This is a genomic window from Devosia subaequoris (assembly GCF_014197055.1).
Lineage (GTDB): Bacteria > Pseudomonadota > Alphaproteobacteria > Rhizobiales > Devosiaceae > Devosia > Devosia subaequoris.
The window spans coordinates 83,307-103,871 of sequence record NZ_JACIEW010000010.1 but is presented as its reverse complement, the minus strand read 5'-3'; the positions used below and the strand labels follow the sequence as shown (position 1 = coordinate 103,871).

The 20,565-nt window shown below is 57.3% G+C and carries 17 protein-coding genes, 2 tRNA genes and 1 pseudogene; 8 read left to right on the top strand and 12 right to left on the bottom strand.

What is annotated here, in order from left to right; all coding sequences use genetic code 11:
• Nucleotides 1–566: 566 nt before the first annotated feature.
• The 3 genes from GGR20_RS16920 to GGR20_RS16910 form a co-directional block, all read right to left on the bottom strand.
• Nucleotides 567–959 (bottom strand): hypothetical protein, encoded by a 393-nt coding sequence (locus GGR20_RS16920; RefSeq protein ID WP_183312531.1) that lies wholly within the window; start codon nt 957–959, stop codon nt 567–569.
• Nucleotides 956–1,711: a 23S rRNA (guanosine(2251)-2'-O)-methyltransferase RlmB gene (gene rlmB / locus GGR20_RS16915; RefSeq protein ID WP_183312530.1), complete on the bottom strand. Its 756-nt coding sequence runs from the start codon at nt 1,709–1,711 to the stop codon at nt 956–958. Before rlmB ends, GGR20_RS16920 begins: the two co-directional genes overlap by 4 nt.
• Before the next feature lie 182 nt (nt 1,712–1,893).
• Nucleotides 1,894–1,978 (bottom strand) — tRNA-Tyr (locus tag GGR20_RS16910).
• Between the two features lie 199 nt (nt 1,979–2,177).
• Here GGR20_RS16910 and GGR20_RS16905 point away from each other — a divergent pair.
• The 5 genes from GGR20_RS16905 (at nt 2,178) to GGR20_RS16885 (ending at nt 6,935) form a co-directional block, all read left to right on the top strand.
• Nucleotides 2,178–2,251, top strand: a tRNA-Gly gene (locus GGR20_RS16905).
• 516 nt (nt 2,252–2,767) lie between these two features.
• Complete coding sequence (locus GGR20_RS16900; RefSeq protein ID WP_338084734.1) at nt 2,768–4,177, top strand: phosphohexomutase domain-containing protein; 1,410 nt, start codon at nt 2,768–2,770, stop codon at nt 4,175–4,177.
• Between the two features lie 194 nt (nt 4,178–4,371).
• Nucleotides 4,372–5,304, top strand: coding sequence for an endonuclease/exonuclease/phosphatase family protein (locus GGR20_RS16895; protein ID WP_183312529.1), 933 nt, complete (start codon nt 4,372–4,374; stop codon nt 5,302–5,304).
• Nucleotides 5,305–5,454: 150 nt separating this feature from the next.
• On the top strand, nt 5,455–5,718 hold the full coding sequence (locus GGR20_RS16890) for a spike base protein, RCAP_Rcc01079 family (RefSeq protein ID WP_183312528.1): 264 nt from the start codon (nt 5,455–5,457) through the stop codon (nt 5,716–5,718).
• On the top strand, nt 5,718–6,935 hold the full coding sequence (locus GGR20_RS16885; protein ID WP_183312527.1) for a hypothetical protein: 1,218 nt from the start codon (nt 5,718–5,720) through the stop codon (nt 6,933–6,935). The genes GGR20_RS16890 and GGR20_RS16885 overlap by 1 nt, the downstream gene beginning before the upstream one ends.
• On the opposite strand, the gene GGR20_RS16880 is transcribed toward GGR20_RS16885, so the two are convergent.
• From GGR20_RS16880 to gmd, 6 genes and pseudogenes are all read right to left on the bottom strand, one after another.
• Entirely contained in the window at nt 6,924–8,075 is a 1,152-nt protein-coding gene (locus GGR20_RS16880; protein WP_183312526.1) for an O-antigen ligase family protein, read from the bottom strand. The two genes, GGR20_RS16885 and GGR20_RS16880, sit on opposite strands and share 12 nt — an antisense overlap.
• Nucleotides 8,072–9,331, bottom strand: coding sequence for a glycosyltransferase (locus tag GGR20_RS16875; RefSeq protein WP_183312525.1), 1,260 nt, complete (start codon nt 9,329–9,331; stop codon nt 8,072–8,074). Before GGR20_RS16875 ends, GGR20_RS16880 begins: the two co-directional genes overlap by 4 nt.
• The gene (locus GGR20_RS16870) at nt 9,312–10,631 is read right to left on the bottom strand and encodes a lipopolysaccharide biosynthesis protein (protein ID WP_183312524.1); all 1,320 of its coding nucleotides are present in this window, start codon (nt 10,629–10,631) and stop codon (nt 9,312–9,314) included. The genes GGR20_RS16875 and GGR20_RS16870 overlap by 20 nt, the downstream gene beginning before the upstream one ends.
• Nucleotides 10,628–11,389 (bottom strand): WecB/TagA/CpsF family glycosyltransferase, encoded by a 762-nt coding sequence (locus GGR20_RS16865; protein WP_183312523.1) that lies wholly within the window; start codon nt 11,387–11,389, stop codon nt 10,628–10,630. The genes GGR20_RS16870 and GGR20_RS16865 overlap by 4 nt, the downstream gene beginning before the upstream one ends.
• The gene (fcl, locus tag GGR20_RS16860; RefSeq protein WP_183312522.1) at nt 11,386–12,336 is read right to left on the bottom strand and encodes a GDP-L-fucose synthase; all 951 of its coding nucleotides are present in this window, start codon (nt 12,334–12,336) and stop codon (nt 11,386–11,388) included. Before fcl ends, GGR20_RS16865 begins: the two co-directional genes overlap by 4 nt.
• Before the next feature lie 4 nt (nt 12,337–12,340).
• Nucleotides 12,341–13,458, bottom strand: a pseudogene (gmd, locus tag GGR20_RS16855) (GDP-mannose 4,6-dehydratase).
• A 1,607-nt stretch (nt 13,459–15,065) separates the two neighbouring features.
• Between gmd and GGR20_RS16850 the strand changes: the two are divergent.
• The 3 genes from GGR20_RS16850 to GGR20_RS16840 all read left to right on the top strand — a co-directional run bounded on the left by GGR20_RS16850 (nt 15,066) and on the right by GGR20_RS16840 (nt 17,485).
• Nucleotides 15,066–15,632 carry a transglutaminase-like cysteine peptidase gene (locus tag GGR20_RS16850; protein WP_183312521.1) on the top strand — a complete coding sequence of 189 codons (567 nt, stop codon included), beginning with the start codon at nt 15,066–15,068 and terminating at the stop codon, nt 15,630–15,632.
• A 356-nt stretch (nt 15,633–15,988) separates the two neighbouring features.
• Nucleotides 15,989–16,339, top strand: a complete 351-nt coding sequence (locus tag GGR20_RS16845) for a hypothetical protein (RefSeq protein ID WP_183312520.1) — start codon at nt 15,989–15,991, stop codon at nt 16,337–16,339.
• 420 nt (nt 16,340–16,759) lie between these two features.
• Nucleotides 16,760–17,485 carry a sugar transferase gene (locus tag GGR20_RS16840; RefSeq protein ID WP_246349714.1) on the top strand — a complete coding sequence of 242 codons (726 nt, stop codon included), beginning with the start codon at nt 16,760–16,762 and terminating at the stop codon, nt 17,483–17,485.
• Nucleotides 17,486–17,607: 122 nt separating this feature from the next.
• Here the strand turns inward: GGR20_RS16840 and GGR20_RS16835 are convergent, their stop codons facing one another.
• The 3 genes from GGR20_RS16835 to GGR20_RS16825 all read right to left on the bottom strand — a co-directional run bounded on the left by GGR20_RS16835 (nt 17,608) and on the right by GGR20_RS16825 (nt 20,521).
• Nucleotides 17,608–18,426, bottom strand: a complete 819-nt coding sequence (locus tag GGR20_RS16835) for a metallophosphoesterase family protein (RefSeq protein ID WP_183312519.1) — start codon at nt 18,424–18,426, stop codon at nt 17,608–17,610.
• Nucleotides 18,426–19,730 carry an O-antigen ligase family protein gene (locus GGR20_RS19150; RefSeq protein WP_183312518.1) on the bottom strand — a complete coding sequence of 435 codons (1,305 nt, stop codon included), beginning with the start codon at nt 19,728–19,730 and terminating at the stop codon, nt 18,426–18,428. Before GGR20_RS19150 ends, GGR20_RS16835 begins: the two co-directional genes overlap by 1 nt.
• Nucleotides 19,731–19,846: 116 nt before the next feature.
• On the bottom strand, nt 19,847–20,521 hold the full coding sequence (locus GGR20_RS16825; protein WP_183312517.1) for a hypothetical protein: 675 nt from the start codon (nt 20,519–20,521) through the stop codon (nt 19,847–19,849).
• Between the last annotated feature and the right edge of the window lie 44 nt (nt 20,522–20,565).

The window sequence follows — 20,565 nt, the reverse complement described above, 5'->3', positions numbered from 1 at the left end:
GGCCATCTGATCGAACTGGGCACACCGGGCATCTGGCGGACCTATTAACTTGCTGTCGTGCAGTTCGACCTCCAAGCGAGAGTCTTGAGCCAAACCGGACCGGCGGCTAGCGGCACATCGTCCCTATCTTTAAGTGACCGGAAAGGGGCGCATTGTCGATTGCCAGCTGTTGCTCTCATTGAGGGCGGCGTAGTTGTAAGAATCCTAGAAGAAACCTTCCGGGTCGCTGTTACTTTTTTGATATCGGACGGCCTTGCAATTGTGGAAGCCATCAGCAACGCCTTTAATGATCGCGCTGCCGCGCCGCGCAAGCACGAGTCATTGGCGAAAGTCGTCTTGCTCCCCGTCTACACAGTGAAAGGCGACAATCACCGGCCTTCGCAGAGATCGCCTACAAGCCAGCGGACTCCCCGTGCCAGATGTGCCCAGCCCAAGCTTGGGGCTGGAAGGAGCGATTACGCTACAATCATATCGGATTCTTCTTAAGCCTTTGAACTTACAAATTTATTGTGTCGGTTCTTACGCGATTTTGGAGAATCCGTATCACTCTCTACACCCAGCAGCGCTCATGCGTCTTCGTCTTCCTCTACATCGGTCAGATAAACTGAAATCTCTATGTCGATGCCATGCACCGCGATGGCTGCTGCGGCATGAGCGGGCAGTCGGGCGGACATGGATTCGCCTTCGAGGGGATAGTCGAAAGCGATATCGAGCACGGCCTTGCCAATACGGCGGTCGTCCAGCATGGCGGCGATGGTGGCACCGGAGCGCTCGGCCAGCTCGAGAATCGCCCGCACCGGGTTTGCCGTGGGGACATCAATCTGGGCGTAGAAGCTGTCTTCGGCGTCTTCGGGCTCGTAACGAACCGTCAACTGCTTGAGGGCGGCATCGAGTTCGTTCTGCTGCAGGGTGACGCCAGACAGTCTCAGGGCAATTGCGAAGGGTTCGAACTGACTCATGTGGTCCTGCCTGCGGTGGCTGCGAAGAGCGCAATGGCTGCGGCGTTGGAGACATTGAGCGATTTGATCGGCCCTGGCATGTCGAGCCGAACCATTTCGTCGCAGAGCTCCCTTGTGCGCTGGCGAAGTCCTTTGCCTTCCGCGCCCAGCACCACGGCCAGAGGAACAGCATCCGTGCGCGGGCGCAGCGGCGCTTCAGATTCTGAGTCAAAGCCCAGCACTAACATGCCGCGTTGCTTGAGGTTTTCAAGCGTATCGGCAAGGTTGCGCACCTCGATCATTGGTACGAGATCAAGCGCCCCGGAGGCGGCCTTGGCCATGACACCAGTCTCCCTGGGGGAGTGGCGGGCCGTGGTGATCACGGCGTCGGCGCCAAAGGCACAGGCAGTGCGCAGGATCGCGCCGACATTGTGCGGATCGGTCAACTGGTCGAGCACGACGACCAGCTTGAGATCGGCAATATCCTTGAGCCCGAAGCGGCTGACAGGGTCGACCTCCAGCGCGACGCCCTGATGCACGGCCTCGCCGCCCAGGAGACGATCGAGCTCCTTGGGGGTAGTTTCGGAAATCGGCACTTTGCCGATTTCGCCGGTTTCTTTGAGGCGATTGAGGGCGTTTGGTGTCGCCAGTAATGCCTTCTTGACGCGGCCGGGATTATCCAGCGCGGCACGCACCGTGTGCAGGCCATAGAGATAGACCGGACCGGCGTCGGGATCATGTTTGGGTTTGGGCGGAAATTTGTTGCGGCTCATGCCTGGAGCGGTAGCGGGTTTGCCGGGTTTCCGCAAGGAACCCAAGCGTGGATTGCACTGGCGTCATGAGCAGAAGTGACCGTAAGCTGCCGCACCCTTTGGCGGGGTCTCTGCACAGATATTAATCGGGGATAAATCAGGCTGTCGTTCAACCCGAGCTTCGACCGCGTGGGCGAAGGGAGTGGTGGAGGGGACTGGATTCGAACCAGTGTAGCCTGAGGCGTCAGATTTACAGTCTGATGGATTTAACCACTCTCCCACCCCTCCACATTTCCGGGTAGGAAACGACGAGCACTTGCGTGTCGTCGGGGCGGTTTATGGTTGGCTGTCGCATTAGTGTCAACACCCTAGCGTGCAAGTTGCGCAAGAATTTGGCTTGGCGGGCAAAATGTGGAAAGGGGGGCGTGGTTACCCTTGCCAGCCAACCCCGGTTCGCGCTAATCGGTGCCGGTGGCATCGCCTACGGGCGGGTATAGCTCAATGGTAGAGCAGCAGCCTTCCAAGCTGAATACGCGGGTTCGATTCCCGCTACCCGCTCCATTTCTCAGCATCAACATTGACTATGTATCTGGTTTTGCTGGCATTTTGACGGCGATCCCGGCTTTGTCGTGTGCATTTGACCTGAGCCCCAAGTCCCCTCCGGTTTTACGGAGTTTTGACGTGGGACCCGATTCTGGACCACCCGGCTGGGGGATTTCCCGGGGGTAGCACTCACGGCGGACCGGATGCGCCGGAGGCATTCATGAGCGATATCGGCGGTTTGTTGTCGATGGCGGGAAACTAACCGAAGATGGTTTTGCATGTTGGTGTCCTTGCATAGAGTTACGTTCTCCGTCATGGAATTGAGAATTGCTGTTCGTTTTCCGGGGGTAGTCTCGGTTTTCAACTTCACTGGGATGGCGCCAAACAGTTGTAGTGGGACCATGATCTGATGGTGCCCCGAAGCGAGGACGGCAATACTAGTATCCTCAGCGAGTGGACTATCTGAAACACCACTGGGCGAGTGGATCGATCAGCTTGTCGCTTGGTTTCGAGAGTATTTAACGGGGGTGAGCGTTGTCACTGGATAGTAGCCTAAAGTTTGGGACGAGCGGACTTCGCGGCTTGGCCGTCGAGCTCGAAGGGCGGGCCGCGCGCCAATACACCGCAGCTTTTCTCCGGCATCTGGCTTCGACCGGGCAGACCGGGATGGGCCAGGTGTTTCTGGGACATGACTTTCGTCCCTCAAGCCGCGCGATCCTTCATGACTGTGCCATTGCCATCAGGCACGCGGGGCTGGATGCAGTCGACTGTGGTGCACTTCCGACGCCGGCGCTGGCCCTGCATGCCCAAGCACGGGGTTGCGCCGCCATCATGGTCACCGGCAGCCATATTCCCGCGGACCGGAATGGTCTCAAGTTCTATTCGCCCAATGGCGAGATCGGCAAACCAGACGAGAAGGGCATTGTTGATTGGCTGGATTATGGGGATATTCCGGACATTAACGTGGCCTTGGCAAACGAGGCCGACCAGGCGCGCGAGCGGTACTTCGAGAGGTTTACGAGCTTCTTGCCCGAGAACACGCTGACGGGAATGCGCATTGGCGTCTTCGAGCATTCCACCGTAGCGCGTGATCTACTGGGCCGCGTACTGCGCCATTTCGGGGCCGAAACGGTCAGCCTGGGGCGTATTGATGGTTTCGTGCCAGTCGACACAGAATCGTTCAATGACCCGGTGTTTAAGCGTGTTCCCGGCTGGATAGCCGAATATTGGCTTGATGCAGTGGTCTCGGCAGACGGGGACGGCGATCGACCGCTTCTTGTGGACGAAAAGGGACAGTTCATCAGAGGCGACGTTCTTGGTTTGCTGGCGGCTCGCCATCTGCATGCTGAAAGCGTCGTAACGCCCGTGACATCAAACTCCGCGATTGAGGATCTGGACCTTTTCGACAAGGTAGTGCGCACCCGGGTCGGTTCGCCCTTCGTGATTGAAGCCATGAAGACTGCCACAGGTGCTGTTGTGGGCTTTGAGGCCAATGGTGGCACCCTCATTGGCAATGGTGTTTCTTCGTTCGGTGGTCGTCTCAAAAACCTTGAGACCCGGGACGCCATAGTGCCGATCCTGAGTGCGTTTGGCGAAAGTCTGCGCCTGAGGATGACGGTCTCGGAACTGATTGCTGATCTCCCACTCAAGCATGCCTTGGCGGATCGCCTGCAAAATGTGCCCAGTGATAGCAGTGCTGCTTTTCTCAACCGTCTCCGGCAAGACGCCACGTACGCTGCGCGGATCTTTGATCGGTGGGGCGTATCCCGGCACGCCGATATTGACGGTCTGCAATTCTGGACCCAGTCAGGTGATATGGTGCATTTTCGGGCCTCCGGGAACGCACCAGAGTTGCGGTGTTATGTAGAGGCGAACTCGCTCGCCAGAGCGGAGGAGCTGGTCACTTGGGGACTTGAGGTTGCAAGGCGTGAAACGCTGGCCTAGCCGACGCAGCGTTGCCCCCGGCCGGCTGCAATGAGCCTGTTTCACTCGATCGGACATCGATCGTACAAAAAGCGAATAAAGCCAGAATTTTGTGCCGTTAGGGTTGAAGGGATGCATTTGGGCTCAAATGCGACCCAGAGGATTTCGTGGCTAGGGAAAGGTACAAAGCCATGTGGCGGGCAATCGGGACGGAATTGCGCGGCGCCCTCTTTTTGGTGGGTCTGATCCTCGCAGGCCTGATCGCACTCGGTCACTTGGATTGGCTCGATCCCATCATCTTAATCCTGAACAATATACGGGTACACTTGTCAGCGCTGCTCGGGCTGGTGGCGCTATTGCTGATCATGGGGAGAGCAGTGAGGCGGGGCACTGTGCTTCTTGGCTGCGCGGTTCTCGCCCTGGTCCTCGATTACCGAGACATTGCGCCGTCCTCCCGGGGAATGGCAACGGCCGAGCCTAACCTCAAGGTTATCGCCTTCAACATGCTGGGCTCCAACATGGAGAATGGTCCAGCCATTGCCGACTATCTTTTGCAGACGGATGCCGACCTGGTGCTGCTCAATGAATCCGCTCCCGTTGTGCCGCTTCTGGAAACGCTCAGAGCCAGCTATCCGTTTCTGCTGGGATGCGACGAACAAGGTGAGGGACAGTGCGGCGATGTGCTTGTACTCTCGCGTTTGGAGCTCAAGGCGCCAAGGATCACACGCTTGACGGGGGCGTCAGGACATCAAACCATTGCGGCCCAAGTCGTGATGGAGGGCAAAAAGCTCAATGTGGTCTCTACCCACTTGCTCCGCCCTTATTTTGGCCAGCAGCAGATCGGCGAATTCATAGCGCTCAGAGGCCTTCTGGAAGGGCTCGAAGGAACGACGCTTGTCGCGGGTGACTTCAACGCCGCCGCGTGGTTCGGACCTTTCACCGAATTGCTGGATGCAACTGGTCTGACGCGTGCCGCTTTCGAGCCGGGAACTTGGCCGGTCGTCATGGGCAATTTCGGCGCGCCGATCGATCATGTTTTGGTGTCTGGTGACGCAGCGTTCACGTCGCTCTCGGCCATGCCAGACCATTTCGGATCCAATCATCGGGGGCTGGTCGCGGAGATTGCTTTGAAACCTGAGGCTTCCTAGCCCCAGCCTGGGATGGGAGCGTTCTGTGCGGATGCTGGCACACGGTTCAGCACCAGCCCATGCGCGGTCGGTGAACTGCACTGTCCCCGCTTATCCCCGCCCGATTGACCGCCTGTATTCTGCACACATGCTCAATCGCAGGAGACAGCCATGCCAGATCGTTTCGCCACTCATGCCGATGGCCTTGAAAGCCCCGCCAGCAGCGGCTTCGCCATCATTCCCGACGACAGCGCCGATCTTCCTCATGTTACTCGCGCCGTCTATATCGGCACTGCCGGCAACCTGGCGGTGACCCTTGCTTCCGGCGATCAGGTCACTTTGGTCAACCTCCCCTCGGCGACCTTGCTCCCTGTACGTATTGCACGGGTCGAGGCGACCGGCACCACCGCGACCGATCTTGTGGGCCTGCTCTGATGCCCGGCGTCAAACTCACGTCTGGCCGCGCAGCCGGCCCCATATGGTGGCCGCAAGGCGCCAGCTTTGCCGCCGATTTTTGCTCCAATCGCTACATGGTGTTCGGTCGCCAGGTCCGGGCCGAAGATATTCTCGAGTTCTCGCGCCCCACGCCCAAATTCGCCCAGGATGCGGCCGGCGACTGGCAGCGTTTCGCCCCTCACGCGATGGCGCGCACCAGCCGCGGCGTCCTGCTCGAATGCGCCGCGTCCGAATATGTGCCGCGCAATACCATTCTTGGCGAGACCCCGGCCACTGGCCCCGGTGCGGCAGTCGCCGGCTGGTCGGTGGTCGGCGGCGATCCCAGCCAGGCGCAGCTTTTGCCCGAGCAGCTGGTCAAAGGTATCCGCACCCAGCCCTTCCGCCTCTCCGCGGGCGGCGGTCTTTGCGGGCTGGCGACCATTGCCCTCCCACACGTCTCGGCCCAGGCCTACACGCTCTCGCTCTATGCCCGCTGCCCACCCGGCGCCCAGCCGGCTGACCTGTGCTGGCAATCGCCGCTCGGCGCAGCGGAAGAGCCGCCGATCGCCGCCGCTACTGAACTCGGCTCCGCCTGGAAGCGCTTCGACCTGACCGTAACCGCCCCGGATACCGGCTCCTCCCCCTTGGTTCTGGCTATTCCCGCCAGTGCCCCGAGCGGAAGCGCTATCGACTGGGCGCTGCCCATGCTGCGCGACACGGGCGCCACCTCGTTTATCGAAAGCCTCGGCGCCGGCAGCGGCCGCGCGGCCGATTCCCTGCAAGTCCCCACCGATGCCATTGGCCTAACGCCCCAGCAGGGCACGGTGATCGTGCGCAACAGCTGGGGCGCCATCATTCCCTATAACCGCGCCATCGACATCAGCGACGGCGGCACTGACAACCGCATCAATATCGAACGCGTCGGCAGCACCGGCACCTTCCAGGCCACCCTGCGGTCCGGCGGCGAAATCGTGGGCGTCACGGAGGCGCTGGGCGGGTTCGATGATGGGGAATATCACGTACAGGGGGTGAGTTGGGCATCCGACAATCAGTTTTTATTTCTGTCAGATCTGGCCTTGCGCTCTGATCATTCGAGCAGACAACTTGAAGAGATGTCGGTTTTGTCCCTTGGAAGGGGTGCCAACGAAGCAGACGAGAACAGAACGCCTAACGGCTATTTCGCAAAGGTCACTGCATATCCGCATTCAGTCTTGTAGATTAGGAAGCCATGTTCTTGCGCGAGTAATTAAGAAAACACTAAGCATTGCTACCATCACGACTTGTGCCTGATCTTCGAACCAGGCGTTGATCGACATCCCGAATGCCAACGCAAGCATAAAAAACTTGCCCATTTTGTCTTCTGATGAGAGTTTTGGACTAACAAACAAGACGTACATTAGAACTCCTGCCATCGGTATTCCGAGCCTGTAAGCAGTATCGAAAATGGAATGATGATTGGAAACAAGTAAAATGGCATTAGGGTCATTTAATAATGGGTGCGTCGTCATGTAGTTGAAAGCCCGTGGTCGGAACTCTGGCCCGAATCCTACGCCAAAAACCAATTTATCCTTGAGCAGGCCCCATGCCGCCCTAATAAACTCTGATCGAATGTAAGTGTTGTAATCGTATCCAATCAGGGCGGCAGTGGTATTGTTGTCTATCGACAAATACAGGGCGATAGGTAGAAAGACTACCGAAAGGCTGGCAAGTTTTACTATCAGTTGTGACGGATTTAAAGTAAGAGCGATAAAGTATGTAAGAAAAATAAAAAGTGCGGTCGATCTTGGGGATAGGAATATAGACAAAATTATGATAGATCCTATCAGAATTTTGTGTGTAATTCCGACCGTTTTATTCTGATTTATAAGTGCCATAGTAATTACTACGTTTAATGTATACTCAAACATAAATCCGTAGGTCGCCAAACTGTAGGTGAGCGTGGCGAGACTTGAAAACGCCGAAAGCCAGAAAAAGCGCTTGGACTGGAAGGTGTCGGTCCAGTCCACACCCCTCACAACTGGAACAAAGGCTAATACGAGAGCAGCGAACTGCCAGAGATGGTTGGCCTGTGAGATAATGGGGCCCGCATGCTCCGTTCGAGCTATTGAGACAAAGCTCCAGATTCCAATCCCCACGATAAAAATGCTGGCTGCGAGGCCAACTTTTGGCACCTTCAGTCGAATAGCGGACAGGCAGAGTACAATGGCAGCGGCAACACCGACGAAGACGGTATCCACTACCAGCGGAAGTACATGGTAAGGATACAATAGGACTGCAAACAACAGTCCGCGTTGCAGAGATGTCGCACCGGAGACACGGGTGCTGTGAGGATGCGGCGTTTCTGCGCGAGCACTCATGAGCGAGCCCGTGCCTGTAACGATGGGGCTAATGCTTTGGGTAGAGCATTGTAAACGGTAAGTACTCTGGATCTCCAGGTCTGGGCAGAGGACCAGTCTCGTGCATCGCTACCCAGCGCATCCAATTGGGATGTGTTCGTTGCATATGCCGCAATGGCGCGCGCGATATCTTTCACCACCTGATTCTGATTTCCGGACGACACGTCAATCTTAGTGCCGGCCTTGGCCCCCAGGATGTGTCCAGGCCCGCCGGTGTTTAGGCAAATGATCGGGAGACCGTGGGCCGCAGCTTCCAGAACCACGGTGCCCCCCGAGTCATGCATGCTGGGGAACATGAAAACATCATGTGAACTATAGACTTGCGAGATTTGGGTGTGGGGCACATGACCCACAAAAGTTACAATGTCTTCCAGCCTTAAACGTTGTGACAACGATTGCCACCGTTTTTCGGCCGGCCCGCTGCCCACGATCGTAAACGAAATGTTCGGTGTCACCTTTTTTGCAATGGCAAAAGCAGGGAGCGCGAGTTGTATACCCTTTAGATAGATCAGCCGGCCTACATACAAAAAGCGCACAGTTTGGCTCCGCTGACGCGCAGGTTGATTTTTGGGCAGAGAGCTTCCCACGTCACCGGCAATTACCACTTTGCTTCTCATTCGGAACGGTACGAGCGGAATGTTATCCGGCGTTCTAAGAGCAATGACGGAGGCACTCCCGAATACCCAACGCATTAGCGGATCGAAACGCACTACAGCGTTGGAAATTGTCCGAGCCCACTCCCAAAGTCTTTCTTTCAACGGATATGCGCCGAACAGACCTGGTGGCGTGGACTCGCCGCCACCTAGGGTACCAAAAACGAACGGGATACCAAGCAGTCCCATCAAGCTCGGAAAACGAATGCCGCCGAAGGTAACATGATGAACCACGTCGTAACGACGCATACGATGAATCTGCCGCGCTCTTAGGTATGCGGCTATCTGCCAAACATATATATACAGATAGCGAAAGACGACGGGCGAAACATTGTATTCAACCCACGACCAAGGATCGACAAACTCCAGTTTTATTGAGCGGGCCTCGATCTCTCCCAGGGCTGTTGCTATTTCCGGTTTGTGACGCGTTCTCGTTAAAACTGTTACGTCATAGCCAAGATCAGCAATTTCTAGTGCCCAACGCCAGCCTACTCCGAATTCGGAGCCTCGAGTGGGGGAGAAGGCCATCGCACTGAGCAGGACGCTAACCTTCCCTGACGGCATCTCGTTTCCCTCTAGAATTCACGTCGCTTGTGCCCACACTGAAGCCAAAAAGTACTGCCACGGTAACGAACTGAGCCCCGATGACCCCGATGAGAAGGCCGCCTACCTGCCACGCAGCGAGGAGCGGATATACTGCTGCGCTGGAAGCAATCGCGCCCATCAAAATCGCCACAAAAACCGGCTTCGTGTCCTCCACCGCTCGAAACGGGAACGTCAGCAAGACACGGAGAACTAGGAAAAACTCCATCAGACACAGTGCCTGGAGGATCCAGGCACCACCAGTGGCCTGTGGCCCAACGATGAGATCGAGCAGTGGCTGTGCCAGAATTGCTGTTGCGAGCAGCAGGAGTGCGAATGCCGCCCCGATCACCGTTGCTTGGCGACGGAAGAACTGCATGGCGGCACCTTTTCCCTCCCGTGCCAGCCGCTGGCCGATCTGCAGGGGATGAAAGTTTTCCAGCGAATAAAGGATCGGGTTGACCAGACCGACTATGGTCTGGCTGGCGCGGACCAGCCCAATCGCCTGCGGACCAACAAAGGCGAACCCTGCGACCACGAATAGGTGTTCATTGCAGAATTGGAGGATACTCGTGCCGCTCAGCCATCCGCCGCTTCGCCAAAGCCTGCTATGGAGGCTCCTCATGTCGCGCCATCGCGGCATGAGCGTTGCGAAGACTTGAGGGATCGCCACCACCATTACGACCGCCGCCGAGTGGCCACCGATCACAGCCCAGACAAAAAACTCAGCCATCGGGGCTGTCGGTGTGGCCGCGATGGCGTACCAGCATGCCAAGAACGTGAGCGCATAGCGAAGCACATCTAGGGCAAATGCCAACCGAACGCTTTCGAGAAGAAACAGAACGCGCCGGACATATTCCGCCATCGCCAGGGCCAGAAAGAACCCGCCTGCCAACATGAAGCTGATGTTCAAATCAGTGTTGATGGCTGCCAGAACCATGTCCACGAGTGCCAGAGCTGCGAAAGCAGCAAGGCCATAAATGAGGTAGAAGGTCGTTGCCCGGCCAATAACCATAGATCGTGCCAAGCCTGTTTCGAGTGCACTGATCGAAACTGCCGGCAAAGCGATCAAGGCCTGCAAAACGCCGCTTATGTTCAAGGCAATAAGGTAGTAGAGGCTGTAGCGGCCAAACTGCTCGATGCCGATGGCACGAACTAAGAGCAACACTAACAGGAAGTTTGCGCCGCTGGTTACGGCTTGGCTGGCCAGAGACCAGCGCGCCAGGCCAGAGTTGCGGTAGAGCGCAGCAAACTTGCCGGGAGCTGTGGTTAGGATACTCACGAAGCAGGGATCCTGCGGCGCTGAAACGCAACCCGCCACACAAACTTTGGCGCCAGCACGAGATACCGATACCACAGGCGTTTCGGTTCGCTCAGCAGCCGGAACGCCCATTCGAGGCCTGACTTTTGCATCCAGCGTGGGGCGCGGCGGACGGTGCCGGCGTGGAAGTCGAACGCGGCGCCGACGCCGATCAGTGTTTGCGGCAGGCGCCGGTAATGGCCCTGCATCCACACTTCCTGCTTGGGCGAGGAAATCCCCACCCAAACCACATCGGCACCGCTGGCGATGATGCGTGCAACCACCGCCTCATCCTCTTCCGCCGTAAGGGGGCGGAAGGGCGGGCATTCATAGCCGGCCACGATCAGCCCCGGATAGCGCGCCTGGAAAACGCCGGCCAGCGTTTCGGCCACGCCCTCCTTGCCGCCATAAAAATAGTGGCGAAGGCCGCTGGCGGGCGAACGAGCGCAGACATGGTCGATCAGGTCCGGCCCGCAGGTGCGTTCCACCGGCAGTCCGCGCAGCTTGCCCACCATCACCAATGGCATGCCGTCAGGCGTGATCATCGCCGCTTCGCGGTGGATCGGCGCGAGCGCTGGATCTTCGATTATGGTCATCAAGCTGGCCACGTCGCGGATGCAGACGAAGCGCCCGATTTCATCGCGGGCCCAGGTCTCGATCGTCTCGGCCGCCTGGTCGAGGCTGGTTACCGTCACCGGCACGCCGAGTATGTCGTAGCTGGGTAGCGTGCTGCCGCTCATGCCGCGGTGCCCCGCGCCGCATTGGCCAAGAACCATTGATAGGTCTGTTCCACGCCTTCGCGCAGCCCAATACGGGGCGACCAGCCCATATCGCGCAGCACGTCAGCACTCATCAGCTTGCGCGGCGTGCCGTCCGGCTTTGTCAGATCGCGCTCGATTTCACCCTCGAACCCGACCACCTCACACACCATTTTTGATAGATCGAGAATGGAGATGTCCTCGCCCGAGCCGACATTGACATGCTCGTGCCCGGAATAGGTCTTCAGCAGAAAAACCAGAGCATCCGCACAATCGTCGGCGTGCAGGAATTCGCGCCTCGGTGATCCTGTGCCCCATATCGTGATGGTGGCGTCGCCGCGCTCCTTGGCTTGATGAGCTTTGCGAATAAGCGCCGGCAGGACATGGCTAGACTTCAAGTCGAAATTGTCGCCGGGTCCGTAGAGATTGGTCGGCATGGCGGAGATGAAATCACAGCCATGCTGCTTGCGGTAGGCCTGGGCCAGCTTGAGGCCGGCAATCTTGGCGATGGCATACCATTCATTGGTCGGTTCAAGCGGGCCGGTCAGCAGCGCATCCTCGGTAATCGGCTGAGGCGCCATCTTGGGATAGATGCAGCTCGACCCCAGGAACAGCATCTTCTGGACGCCGTTCTCGAAAGCGGCCTGGGTGATGTTCGCCCCGATGAGCAGGTTGTCGTAGAGGAAGTCTGCCGGATAGGTGTCATTGGCCAGAATGCCACCGACCTTGGCTGCCGCCATGACGATAGCGTCGGGCTTTGCGTCGGCCATGAATGCCTCGACCTCCGCTTGGCGCTTGAGATCAACGACATCGCGACCGGCCGTGATCACTTCACATCCGTCAGCGGCAAGCCGGCGCACAACAGCGCTGCCGACCATGCCGCGATGCCCGGCGACGTAGACGCGCTTGTTGGTGAGTTCGAACGTCATCGCACTACTCAGCGCTCACGGGGAGATCGAGACCATGCTGCTTGAGCAGGGCATGGCGGCGCGCTGCCTTGTGGTCCTCGCGCACCATTTCAGCGCACATGTCCTGGGCATCTCGGGGGTCCAGCCGAGGTTTTGCTTTGCTTTGCTCGGATCGCCAAGCAGCGTCTCGACTTCGGCCGGGCGGAAGTAGCGAGGGTCAATCTTGACGATGACGTCGCCGGGTTTGAGGGCAGGGGCCATGTCGCCTTCAATCGCAGTCACTGTTGCTACCTCATCGATGCCAGACCCGGAAAATTCCAAGGTGATGCCGAGCTCCTTGGCGGTCCATTGGATGAACTCGCGCACAGAGTATTGGACGCCAGTCGCGATGACGAAGTCCTCGGGCTGTAGCTGCTGCAGCATCATCCACTGCATACGCACATAGTCCTTGGCGTGGCCCCAATCGCGCAGGGCATCGATATTGCCCATATAGAGACAGGGTTCGAGCCCCATCGCGATATTCGAGAGGCCTCGGGTGATCTTGCGCGTCACGAAGGTCTCGCCGCGGCGCGGGGACTCGTGATTGAACAGAATACCGTTGCAGGCATAGATTCCATAGGCCTCGCGGTAGTTCACCGTGATCCAGTAGGCGTACATCTTGGCCACGGCGTAGGGCGAGCGCGGGTAAAAGGGTGTGGTTTCTCGCTGTGGGGCCTCCTGGACGAGACCAAAGAGTTCCGAGGTCGACGCTTGGTAGAAGCGCGTTTTTTTCTCAAGACCCAGGAAGCGGATGGCTTCGAGCAGCCGTAGGGTGCCAATGGCATCGACGTCTGCTGTGTATTCCGGCGCTTCAAAGCTCACGGCGACATGCGACTGAGCGCCCAGATTATAGACCTCGTCGGGCTGAGTATCGCGCAGGATGCGCGTCAGGTTGGAAGAGTCCGTAAGATCGCCATAGTGCAAATTGAACTTGCGGTTTTCGGTATGGGGATCCTCATAGATATGGTCGACGCGCTGCGTATTGAGGTGCGAGGCGCGGCGCTTGATGCCATGCACTTCCTAGCCTTTTTCCAGCAAAAACTCGGCCAGATAGGAGCCGTCCTGGCCCGTAATGCCGGTAATCAGCGCAACCTTCGAACTCATGCGTCCCCCTGGTCCGAATTAATCTGCGGCAAAAACCGCCGCACCTTCACAATGAGCTCGTCGCCCAAAGTCGAGGAACAGCTACACGGAAAAACTGTGACAGAAAACCCGGACAATTCTTAATTGCGATAGATGGTTACCGCTCAGGTCGTCAATAAAACTATACTACTCTTGTGGTTTGCCCTGCGACTTACCGAATTTGCATGACAACCTTGCGTCGATTGCAGGTGTTGCGCAGCATTTTCTTGACGTGATGTGCGGAAAGAGAAGTTGTCGCACATGCTGCCTCTATGTCGGGGAGCGGGTGCCAAACACGCCCAGGATTGCACCCAATGCCATGGGAGAGGTCAATTCGGGATCACTGGCACGCCAGGCAAAATGTCCGGGGCGACCGTGAAGCTGCTCCATCGCCTTGCACGACGTCTCCGGCAGTGCCCCGTTTAGCGTGCAGTAGATGGCAGACGAGAACGCTGCAGCCGCGAAGGTTGCAGATCAGGCGAGGCCGTCAAAAATGCCTGAGTGGAAGCTATGCTTTGAATGATTGCTCAAAAAGCGCTTCAGCCCAGCCCAGCTCTGCCGGATCAGGAAACGGCCCGCTACGATACTGCTTGGTTGCCAACGCGATAGCCAGTCGCGCGATAGCGCCACATTGCAAACGACAGGTTCAACACGCGTTAAGAAATTGGGCGCTTAACTAGACGCACCTGAACACGAGTTTGCCCAAGGAGGGTTCGGTCTTGGCGAACACAGAACGCGTCCGCTCCCGCATTATCGCGCAGCCGCCTCGCGGCATTGTCATTGCTGCGCTTGCCGTTCTGTCCTGGGCTTTGCTCTGGTCAGCTGGCAACGTCGTTGCGACGAGCTTCCGTTTCATAGCGGGTGCCTGAGGGATACGGGGGTCGAGGAATCGGCCATGCCGTGGCTCTGGCTTGGTCACGACCCGTTCGATCACTGCTGGCGCCCAGGTCAGGCCTCTTTGGTCTAGTAGGTAATTGCCGCCGCAACGCAGATTGATGCACTGCCGGCACGCGTCGCACACTTCGTGTTGCGACGGGTCTCTTCTCCCCGGAAATTTATGAATGGTTATCGACCCGGTCGCTGCGGCTTGAGGGGATGCGGAACTTTGATCCGCTTGTTCGGCAGGAGTGTGGCCGAGCCAGACATAGTCATGATCTCTGCCGACGATCAGAAGGGTGAGGGCACTACGCCGTGTGCCGTGGCTGCCCCGGTGTCACCATTGGACCTAGCCAGCGCCGCTCCTGAGGATGATGGGCCTTCAGGCACCATGGCCGGTGACAAAAGTGCCGGCAGTTAAGCCCGCCTGTGCTGCCTCTGGCCCTTTGGTGATAGGTCAAACAGGCAGGAGAGAGCCGTGCGCGTGGCACGGCTCACATTTCGCCGTGCTCGGCATTTAACTAAAATTGGCGTCCAATTCGAGCCAAATTGCGCGACGGATCTGAAGCCCGCATTGCCGATATGCGCCTACGAGCTTGGGCGAGCTGCGGCGGGAACCGCAGCAAATTGAATAAAATTGTATCTAATCTGCTCAGGCGGACGCAATTTGTCGCGCGCATTGTTGGGGCATCAAAGCTTCAGGGATGCCGCAAATGAACTTCATGACTCACAGCAAGATCGCTGGTCTGCTCCTCGCGATCACCATGACATCTGTCGGCGGTGCCGCTGCCTACGCAGATCAAACCAATACCGGCCGTAGCGGGGCGGTTTTGCAGACTGCCGCAATCACGCCGCTCTCGATGCAGTTTTTCTGCGCAAAGAACCGGAACGAATGCCGTGGCGGGGGGAGTGCCCAGGTCGGCATGACGCCGAACATGATGATGATGCTCAAGCAGGTGAACGTCCACGTCAATCGATCGATCCGCCCCAAGGTGGACAGCGCAGACATCTGGAACCTCAACCCCACCGAGGGAGATTGCGAGGACTATGTTCTGAGCAAGCGCAGCATGCTGATCAAACATGGTGTGTCTGCGGGGGCGCTGCGCATCGCTTACACCCACACCCGTCGGGGCGAGCCACATGCAGTTCTGGTGGTCAAAACAAGCCAGGGCGACTACGTGCTCGATAACCTCAACAACTCGGTTAAGACATTGCGGGCGTCTGGCTACAACATTCGCACCATGTCCACGGCCAACCCACGCAGTTGGTCTGCGGGCTAGTCTCCAGTCCTGGCTATCTTGCCCCCGCCATCGATCTCGATGGCGGGGTTTCGCGTTCTTTGGAACTGCTTCTGCTCAAGCATTCCAGGAGTGGGGGCCGCTGCATTAAACCATGCAAAAGGCGCAGGGTAGCATTGCGGCTCGTTTGTTTGGATGTTCAACGCGTCTTCGATGTGGTTCTATTGATTTTGGAAGAAAACATCTGGCCGGCAGAGAGTTAGGGCTGCCATCGCCTTATTTTACCATAAAATGTGTCGCGCTTTGTAGAAATACCTAATAAGAGATAAACGCTCTACTTGACGATGAAGCCGGGCTATCGTATTGGGACTGTGCGGCGACAATTTAGGAGATGTGAATTGCGCAATAAGTTTATTTCGCTCAAGGCAGTCGGCGCATTTTCCGCCTTGTCCTTTGCCGCCCTTCCCGCTCTGGCCGCACCTGTCTCGGGTTTTGAGGCGCTTTACGATGCCGTGCTGACCAACTGCACGCCTCCGGCGGGAACACCTGCTGCATGTGAAGCAGCTATTAACGCCTACTCCAGTGCGCTTGTTAGTGCCGGGGTTGATCCAGTTGTCGCACTGCAGTCCTTTACCGAATTGCGTTCTGAGGTTGCTGCGGCCGGCGGCGGTGACACCATCGAAGCGCTGTTTGAGCAGTTGCTGCCCGAGTCCGGTGCCGTTGGTGGTGTACAGGCCAGCCCAGTCTGATCGTTTCTTGAACGGCTGAGAATTGCCAAGGAACAGGCGCGGGGTAATTTCCGCGCCTTTTGTTTTTCGTGTTGCGAATTTGGTGATTACTTGCCGTGAAATGTAGATATGCACTAAATGCATGCGGATTTGCATTCAGTAGAAAAATTTACTTGTTTTTTCGCGAATGTGTACCCACAGAGCGGATATCTCGTTCATCTGGAGGCGAAATGGCCTGCGGCGACACGTCAGATCTGTACGCGTCGTATGTATTAACTAGAGGTCGGTCTTTTTTTATTTTGTCTATGGACTGTCGTAACTTTTTGGTAATGATAAGTCATTGCTAGCAAGGCGAATTTTACCGACTTTCTTGGGGGCGACGAGATGGGTAGTGTGGTTCGATCTAAATTCCGCAAGAATTTTATGGAGCTGGACGGGAGTATGCTCGGCCAGCTCGAAATGCCAACTTTGGCCGACGCGACGGGAGAAGAGCGTGAGGCCGGGGTTACATGGCACTCCGGATTGCCCGTGAACTGGAAGGGCGGTGGCTCGTCGCAGGCTCCCCTCGATACGTTCCTGAAGCGAGCCTTGGATGTTGTGGGTGCACTTGTCGGTATTTGTGCACTCGGGCCACTGCTGATTATTGTTGCCGTCATGATCAAGGCCAGTTCTCCTGGCCCCGTCCTTTTCAGACAACGCCGGGAAGGGCTTAACGGACGGGCTTTTGACGCCTTGAAGTTTCGGTCGATGCGAGAGGCAGATTGTGATGCTTCGGGCGTAACGCAAACCCGCATAAATGATCCGCGGGTTACCCCTGTGGGTCGCTTTATCCGCAAGACCAGCATTGATGAACTGCCACAACTGTTCAATGTTCTGAGAGGGGACATGTCACTGGTGGGTCCTCGCCCTCATGTCGCCAACATGTTGGCAGGCGGCCGGCTTTATCGGGATCTGGTTCCCTACTATGGGGAGCGGCTCGCCATGCGTCCCGGTATTACCGGATGGGCCCAGGCCAATGGGTTGCGTGGACCAACGCGGGATCCACGGCTCGCTCGGGAGCGCATCGATCATGACATCGCCTACATCCAGAATTTTTCGATCTGGCTGGACCTCAAGATCATAGTTATGACGATCGTCCGGGAGTTCTTCACTGGAAATGGGCATTAGTCCGACAAGGCGAACCGGGCTTCGGCGACCTCTGACCCGACCGTTTCCTGACCCCAATATTGGGGCTGTGAGAGTTGAGTTTTCCAGATCGCTTTCGCGCTGCTGAGCCTTTAGCCAGATTGTTACTTCCGTCCGGGCGATGGACTTGTTTGCAACATTTGAAAGCTACCGTCAGGTGTGATCCTGAGCGATGTCAGCCTACCCGTTGCGTAGGCACCAGTGTCAATGCAGATCCGCCGGCGGGTGATTACAGGGTCGGCGGCGGGCGTATGTCCATGCACGACACGAAAACTGAAATGGCTGCAATCTTCATGATCTACAAGGTCGTAGAAGGCTTCCCTAATCCAGAAAAGATCGTCGGCCTTCTGAGCTTCTAGTGGGATGCCAGGTTGGATCCCTGCATGGACAAATAGCCAACCTGGAACCTGCAGGGTCCACGACAAAGAGGCCAGAAAATCCAGGTGGTTGTCTGGAATGTGCGCCTTGATCAGCATTGGCCACTGCGATGGCCTCGTCGCTTTCAGCGCGTCGTTCGAGATCCCGTAGGACCGCAGCGTCTCAAGTCCGCCAAATTCGAGCCAATTTGATTGCGGATGTGGTCGCGTGAGAAAGTCACGAAACATTAGTTCGTGGTTACCCATCAGGCACACGCGCCTGAAACCTTCAGGCGGCCTGGAGAGAAGGTGATCAATGACCGCTGCAGAGTCCGGGCCACGGTCCACATAATCCCCGAGCATGACGAGCAGCTTACTGCCCGGGATAGAGTGCCCATCGGCAATGATCTGATGTTCCAGGTCCACCAGCTCATCAAGGCAACCATGGACATCGCCTATGGCATAAAGCGCGGCAGGCGCCTCGGGAACCGTCAGATGCCTGACAAGATGTTTGGCGTGCGTTGGCGCTTCTTGCTTCCCCAGTAGTCGTCGCAGTAGCGCGCGCATCAAGAACGGGTTCTCATGGTCTTGGTTCTTGACGTCGTCGCGAGGCCAGTCGCGAGGATAGCGACGAAGACCAGGGTGTTGGCTGGGATTTCAAGACTGAAATCTACCATGGAGTGAATAGCGACCTGGAAGATCACACCAAGGGCGGCGATCTCGGCAGTCCATGATCCATGGTTTGCCAGAAGTGCGGTAACCAACTTAACGGTCACGAACGCGATGGCCAGGATCAGAAAAGATCCGCCAATCAGGCCGAGCTCGGACCAGAGCGCAAGATAGGTGTTGTGAGCGAGATTGAAGGAGACATCGGCAGGCAGTGGCAAAGTGTGGACTATGGGAAACGCGATCTCAAATGTCCCACCACCAAAGCCCGTCCAGGGGCGCAAAGCAATTAGCCGCAGGATTTGTTCGTAGAGCACCCAACGCGTGCTCGAGTCGAACCCGTCGGACTCAATGCGTTCCAGTAGGCCGCCACCAAGCAGCCAGAGGAGCCCTATGAAGGTGGCAAGGGCGAGCGGGGCGATCAGGAGGATCAAACCCAACCTCCTGATCGACAAAAGTGTTGCGAGTACCACGACGGCCGAACCTGCCAGGGCCGCAAATAACCCCATGCGCGACTGGGTGCCTATGAGTACCAGAATGAGAAAAGTGTAGGCGGCTCCATAAAGGATCACCTTGCTCAACAGACCGTTGATCAGGCCATCATCCTTGTGGCGCTCCGCTTGCCTGCGCATGATGGCACATCCATGGGCCAGCGTCAGAATTGCGCCAAAACCAATGAATGTCGCGAACGAGTTCCTGTTCACGAAGCTCCCGGTGATCGATCCGAGATAGGCCCATTTCGGCAAGCCCAAAATCGTATCCCCCAGGCGCAAGGCAATCAGACCATAGGCACCGTAGGCAAGTGCGATCGCGATCAGTCCATGAAGGAGGACATTCCGGCGGTTATCGCTGGCGGCAATCTGCATGACCAGGACCGCCACAAGCGCGTAGGTCAGCTGCCTTGCCAGCATCAGAACTGTTTGTCCCGGCGCAATGCTGATCTGGGGAGCAGTCAGGCTGATAGCTCCATCACTTGCGATCAAGAAGGACCCTATCGGAAGCACCTGGGCGACAAGCATCAGGAGCGTCACGGCGACGAGCGCTGCCGGTAGCCTGAACTCTATCGGATTGACGCGAAGCGAAGCGCCCGAGCGGAGCTGCCAGGCGAAAAAGACGATGGCGATAGCGCCGACATATGTCGCCCAGAGTGCCCAAAGAAATGGCCGGGCGCTGGCAAAGGGCAGGGGGGCCAGGGCGAAGAGCACAAGGAGGGCCCAAAGCGCGAAGCCGTTTTGCGGCCGTCGACCGGATATCTCGGCCACTCGCGGAGGGGTTCGCTGGGTCATGGTCAGATCGATTTCGGACGTGGTCACTGCGGATCCTAGATTTGCTGGCGAACAAGCGAGAGGAAGCGACGCTGTACCGGTTCGGGCTGTGATTCAAGCAAGGCTTCAGATCGTTGGCGGAAGCCGGCATCGGCCACGTAGCGCCGCGCAACGACATTGCCGAGACGGCCGTCAATTAGGACTAGTGCATCTGCATCGCCTAATCCGCGCACGTTATGGGAGAGCTGGTCATAGTGGTCCTGAATAAGGTTAAATCGGGTCCTTGCGATCCATGCCTCAGTTGGCGCGGTCAGTGATGAGCGGATCAGGCTTCGCTCTGCGGAAGCAATATTGCCCGATCGCATTTGCGCCATTGCCAAGATTGCCCAAGCATAAGAGTCGGCACTTGAGGCATCCACTGCCAGTTTGGCGAGGTCAGCGCAGAATGGCGCAATCATCTGCCTTTGCTCATCTGTAGCAAAGCGCAACAGCAAAGGAAGCGACGGTTGCAGACCCATTTCGCAGGTGTCGAGCACCACCCGTCGCCCTTCAACAGAGAGGGGAAGTTCGATCTCGTCTGCGATCGCTTGCACAAATTGTGGAAGCCTTGTCGATCCTGACCCCATAGCCGAGGCTATCGCTTCAGAGCGCGAAGCGAAAATGCCAAGACCAAAGACGCAAACCGAAGCTGCCAAAAGGGACCATAGAAGTAATTCTTGAAGCGGTTTCATCTCGTTTCGCTGGTGCCTGGTGTCGCCCGGGCCGAAAATGAGTT